Source organism: Streptococcus plurextorum DSM 22810 (assembly GCF_000423745.1).
Classification (GTDB): Bacteria; Bacillota; Bacilli; order Lactobacillales; family Streptococcaceae; genus Streptococcus; species Streptococcus plurextorum.
The window spans coordinates 21,401-26,430 of the sequence record NZ_KE384087.1; the positions used below are offsets into that span (position 1 = coordinate 21,401).

Below are 5,030 nucleotides of genomic sequence, written 5' to 3' on the forward strand. Positions count from 1 at the left end.
GTCGCACCCTACACGGGTGCGTGGATTGAAATCGTGCCACCGTCAATGCTAGCAATGGCATCCGCATCAATAATTGTGTCGACGTCATCATCGTTTGGAATGATTGTTTAGGGACATTATGAACTGTTTTAGTTAGCAGGACTATCCCAAAATTTACTTGATAAGCTATATTCTCAATAACAATTACCAATCACTTGGAGCAAAAACCACTCTAAATCAACGCAGAATCGGCTTCAATATTTTTATAACACCCATAATAAAAAGAGGTTTACCTTACACGATTACCTAGCAGTTTACTTCCAGCCTAAGCATAAGTGCTAACAGGCTAATAAAAGCCAGAAATAGGGATTATTTTCTGTGCAATCGTGTAAAAAAAAAACACTCTAAGCGAGTGTCTGACAACTTTATCGATTCTTTAGTTCAAGATAACGTTTGTACCAAATTTTGATATATGCGGGTGAGAAGGGACCTTTTTCATTGTTGATCCAATCTACAAGAATCTTAACATTCTCCTTTAAGATAAAGTCCAGGTCAGCTGAATACCCCATCTGCCTTTTGTGATTTTCATACTCTTCAACATCGAGAAGCTTTTTTTCGCCATCTGTAAAGACTTTGACATCGAGATCGTAATCAATGTATTTTAGTGCCTCTTGGTCCATGACGTGTGGGCTTGCGATGTTGCAATAGTAAGAAACCCCATTGTCGCGAATCATTGCAATGATATTAAACCAATATTTTTTATGAAAATAGACGATAGCCGGTTCACGAGTCACCCAACGTCGTCCATCATTTTCAGTGACCAAAGTATGGTCATTGATACCAATCACTGCATTTTCTGTTGTCTTTAGTACCATAGTATCGCGCCAAGTTCGGTGCAAACTACCATCATGCTTATAACTTTGAATTGTAATAAAGTCGCCTTCTTTGGGTAATTTCATGGCAATCTTCTTTCTACAATAGTTATCCTTTATAGCATATCATAATTTTCATAAAAAAGCACGATTTTGGTTGAAAAGTTTACAGATAGTCTTTTAGAGCCGAACGAATGTCGTCGTAGTCATATCCTTTTCGCGCCAAAGCTTGGGTCAGCCGTTGCTTAAGGTCGTAGCCGTCGTATTTTTTGGATAATCGGCGGTGCTGCTTATCCAGTTCCTTGTAGATGAGTTTTTCCTCTTGTTCCTCATCCTTGTCAATAGCTAGCGCTTCAAAAGCGGCTAAGGCCTCGGCGTAGCCAAACCCCTTGGTCTGGAGTGATTGAATGATTTTATCTTTCAGCGACTTGCTAGGAAGCTTGGCCTGATACTTGCGCAGCAATTTTTCTGCCACCTTACTTGCTAGATCTGAGAAGTCTAAACCTTCAAACACTTCATCCAGTAAGGGCTTTGCAATACCTTTTTGAGCCAGTTTTTGCTTTAGCACATAGGCGCCCTTATCTCCTGAGGTCAGGTTTTGCTGAGCAAAGCTCTCTGCATAACGACGATCGTCAAGCCACTTATCTGCTTTTAGATTGTCAAGCACCTTTGGGATGGTAGCCTCAGAAATCTCATGTGACAGCAGATAGTCCTTGACTTCTTTTTCTGTGCGTTGTTTAAAGGACAGGTGGTAGAGCGCTAGATTTTTCCCATAAGAAAACTGGGCAAAGGTCTTAATGTCTTCAAAGGCTTCAGTCGTGATTGTCATGCCTTTTGTCAGCATAAAACGGACAATAGTGTCTTCTGTTACATATAGTTGCTCTGTTTCATCAAGTTCAAGGAGATAGAGGCGTTTTTTCTTTTCAATTTTTGTAATTTTCATGGTATCCTCCCAGATAGTGAGTGAACTAGTCTAAAACTGGGACATCCAGCCCAAGCTTGTCAAACCATTTAGCCATTTTGTATTCTTCGGCTAGTTGACTATTTGATGATAAGGACGCAATTGTTTTAGAAAATCATCTCATTGGTAGAAAATCTCAGTTTTTGGCATACCAACATTTTAGCATATTCTGGTGCTGACATGCTATAATAGGGATATGAATTTACAAGTAAAACAACGTATCCCACTTAAAATCAAACGCATGGGCATTAATGGTGAAGGCATTGGCTTTTACAAGAAAACCCTGGTTTTTGTCCCAGGTGCCCTAAAAGGGGAAGAGGTATTCTGCCAAGTCACACAGGTCAAACGCAATTTTGTGACTGCTCGGCTATTAACCGTCAATAAAAAATCTAAATTTCGTGTGGAACCCATCTGTGCCATCTACCAAGAATGCGGTGGTTGCCAACTCATGCACCTGCGCTATGACAAACAACTAGAGGTTAAGGAAGACATCATCAGGCAAGCGCTGGCTAAGTTTAAGCCCGAAGGCTATGAGACTTTTGAGATTAGACCGACACTTGGCATGAAGACCCCACAGCATTATCGTGCGAAATTGCAGTTTCAGACACGTCGCTTGGGAGAGTCTGTCAAAGCGGGTCTTTATGCAGAAGGTAGCCATCAATTGGTAGCTATCGACGATTGTCTGGTGCAGGATCAGCTGACGCAGGCAATCATCAACCGTGTCGTCCAGCTTTTAGATAGGTACAAAATTCCTATTTACAACGAGCGTAAAATTGCTGGTGTGAGAACAGTCATGATTCGTAAGGCTCAGGCGACGGGACAGGTGCAACTCATTTTTGTCACTAGTAAGGAAGTTCGCTTGGTAGACGTCATCAAAGCTTTGACAGCTGAGTTTCCACAGATAAAGACCGTTGCACTTAACCTCAACAGGTCAAAAAGTAGCGATATTTATGGTGCAGAGACTGAAATCATCTGGGGGGAGGAAACGATTCAAGAAGAGGTCTTAGATTACAGATTCGCTCTTTCCCCACGCGCCTTTTATCAGCTCAATCCCGAACAAACAGAAGTCTTATACCGTCAAGTGGTTCAGGCACTTGAGGTTCGTAAAGAAGATCATATTATTGATGCTTATTGTGGCGTTGGGACCATTGGCTTTGCCTTTGCAGACAAGGTTAAAAGCGTGCGCGGTATGGACATTATTCCAGAAGCCATCGCAGATGCCAGAAAAAATGCCAAAGCCATGGGCTTTGACAACTGTCATTATGAGACAGGTAAGGCTGAAGAGATTATTCCTAGCTGGTATAAAGAGGGCTACCGGGCGGACGCCATTATCGTTGACCCACCTCGGACAGGTTTGGACGAGAAATTATTAGCAACCATCCTGACCTACGCCCCAGAGCGCATGGTCTACGTCTCTTGTAATGCCTCAACGCTAGCACGTGACTTGGTCGAGCTAGCAAAAGTCTATAAGGTGGACTACATTCAAAGCGTGGATATGTTTCCGCACACCGCAAGGACAGAGGCGGTTGTGAAATTGTCCAAACGAGATATCAACCATCATATTGATCTTGAAATCAATGAAGAAGATCTCAAAGATATTTCTGTCAAGAAGGATGCCACTTATTCAGAAATCAAAGATTATGTCTTTAGAAAATTTGAATTAAAAGTATCTACCCTTAACATTGCACAAGTAAAAAGGAAACTTGGGATAATCGAGCGAGAGAACTATAATCACTCTAAGAAAGAAAATCAAAGAGTTCCAAATTGTCCACCCAAAAAAGAACAAGCTATCATTGATGCGTTAACTTGGTTTGGAATGATTGAGTAATTAAATAAATTAAAAAGTGCAGAATTGATCTGCACTTTTTAACGTTCATAATCATTTGTATTGCGATTTTTACTTATTTGTTTTTGGTGTAATTTTTTGTGTTTTTCGATGCGTTCAAATACTTTTTTCTTATCATTTTCAGTGAGATAGTTTTGAAAATCTTCGTATAGGTTCATTGCAGGCTGCACTTCCTTCAATAGCGAATCCATTTTTTTCTCCGCTTCTTTTTGTTCAGCAATGCGTACTGACCTCTCATGTTGAAGTTGTACTCTAGCTCTTTTTAATTCGCCTGTCAACTGGCTAATTTTCTGCTTTAATCCTTTGACTATACTATTGTTAAAGACTTTATCAATAAAATCGTCTAAAATTTGTTTTAAAGGTTTGGAGTTTACTTGATACAACATTTTTTCAAAAATTTTTATTGGTACAACAGCAAATTTTTCCTTTTTCTGTAAATTCCTCTTGTTTTAATGCTTTTGAAAAGCTGGGCTGTTTAGAAAGACCATTTTTGTAACCAGTTGCGACAGGAACTACATTTAGATGTAAATGAGGAGCACCTTTTTCATCAAGATGCACTACTGCGTTATAGACACGAAAATGTGGATGACGTTTTTCGAAATCTTGCGCATATTTAGCTAAATATGTTCCAATGTTGAGTTTATATCCTTCTGGTAATTTGTCCCAATCCGCTTTTGATCCAATACCAATGATAAACTCTCTCTGTTGATCTAAGGTATCAAGTTTACCAACATGTTTATAATAATCCTTGATTTTTCGATCTTTTCTTTTCTACTTTTCATTATATTCCTTCAAAGCAGGTCCAAATTCCTTTTCATATAGCTCTCGAATATCTAATTGTTTAACTACAATATTTTGATGACTTTTATCTCTGAGTATGTGTGAATGTTCTGGGCTCTTCCATTCTTTTTCTGTTAAATCTCGATTATTATGTCGAATGTTTGTCATTCTCGGATTTGTTTTAAATGAAATAGTTAAGCTAGGCATTCCTATTGCTCCTTTATTATTTATTTACTATTAGTATGCCAAAAAAACGAATTTAAAAAATTCAAGCATTAATTTGTTGATGATTATTCTAGAATCATGTAATTAATTATTAATGTTATATTATTGAGCATAGAAATTTGTGGGAATAAATGATATGGCATTGGCTAATGAATAAGTATAGAGTTGAAAATAGTGTGGAGTATTTAAGTAATCCATATGTAAACAAATAATGGTTTTGTATAGTTAACTTTTTTGGCTGTAATTTTGGATAAAAAAAAAAGACCACTTTCTCTAAAATAATGGGTAAATAAAGAAGACCATATTTTCTAAAATAATGGGTAAATAAAGAAGACCATATTTTCTAAAATAATGGGTAAATAAAGAA

The 5,030-nt window shown here is 38.2% G+C and carries 5 protein-coding genes and 1 pseudogene; 1 reads left to right on the forward strand and 5 read right to left on the reverse strand.

All coding sequences use genetic code 11. The features are described 5' to 3' along the window. Nucleotides 1–404: 404 nt before the first annotated feature. Together ntdP and recX are read right to left on the reverse strand one after the other, a co-directional pair. Nucleotides 405–938: a nucleoside tri-diphosphate phosphatase gene (gene ntdP / locus G575_RS0110815; protein ID WP_027972721.1), complete on the reverse strand. Its 534-nt coding sequence runs from the start codon at nt 936–938 to the stop codon at nt 405–407. Nucleotides 939–1,017: 79 nt separating this feature from the next. Beyond that, entirely contained in the window at nt 1,018–1,794 is a 777-nt protein-coding gene (recX, locus tag G575_RS0110820) for a recombination regulator RecX (RefSeq protein ID WP_027972722.1), read from the reverse strand. Between the two features lie 214 nt (nt 1,795–2,008). Here recX and rlmD point away from each other — a divergent pair. Next, a pseudogene (gene rlmD, locus G575_RS0110825) lies at nt 2,009–3,358 on the forward strand (23S rRNA (uracil(1939)-C(5))-methyltransferase RlmD); the annotation flags it as partial. A gap of 320 nt (nt 3,359–3,678) precedes the next feature. Here the strand turns inward: rlmD and G575_RS11590 are convergent. From G575_RS11590 to G575_RS12530, 3 genes are read right to left on the reverse strand one after another with little or no spacing between them, the layout of a single operon-like run. Next, entirely contained in the window at nt 3,679–4,044 is a 366-nt protein-coding gene (locus G575_RS11590) for a hypothetical protein (protein ID WP_037623134.1), read from the reverse strand. Nucleotides 4,045–4,048: 4 nt separating this feature from the next. Further along, nucleotides 4,049–4,411, reverse strand: a complete 363-nt coding sequence (locus tag G575_RS12525) for a plasmid recombination protein (RefSeq protein ID WP_245562439.1) — start codon at nt 4,409–4,411, stop codon at nt 4,049–4,051. Nucleotides 4,412–4,429: 18 nt separating this feature from the next. Then, nucleotides 4,430–4,645: a hypothetical protein gene (locus G575_RS12530; RefSeq protein WP_027972724.1), complete on the reverse strand. Its 216-nt coding sequence runs from the start codon at nt 4,643–4,645 to the stop codon at nt 4,430–4,432. Nucleotides 4,646–5,030: the final 385 nt, after the last annotated feature.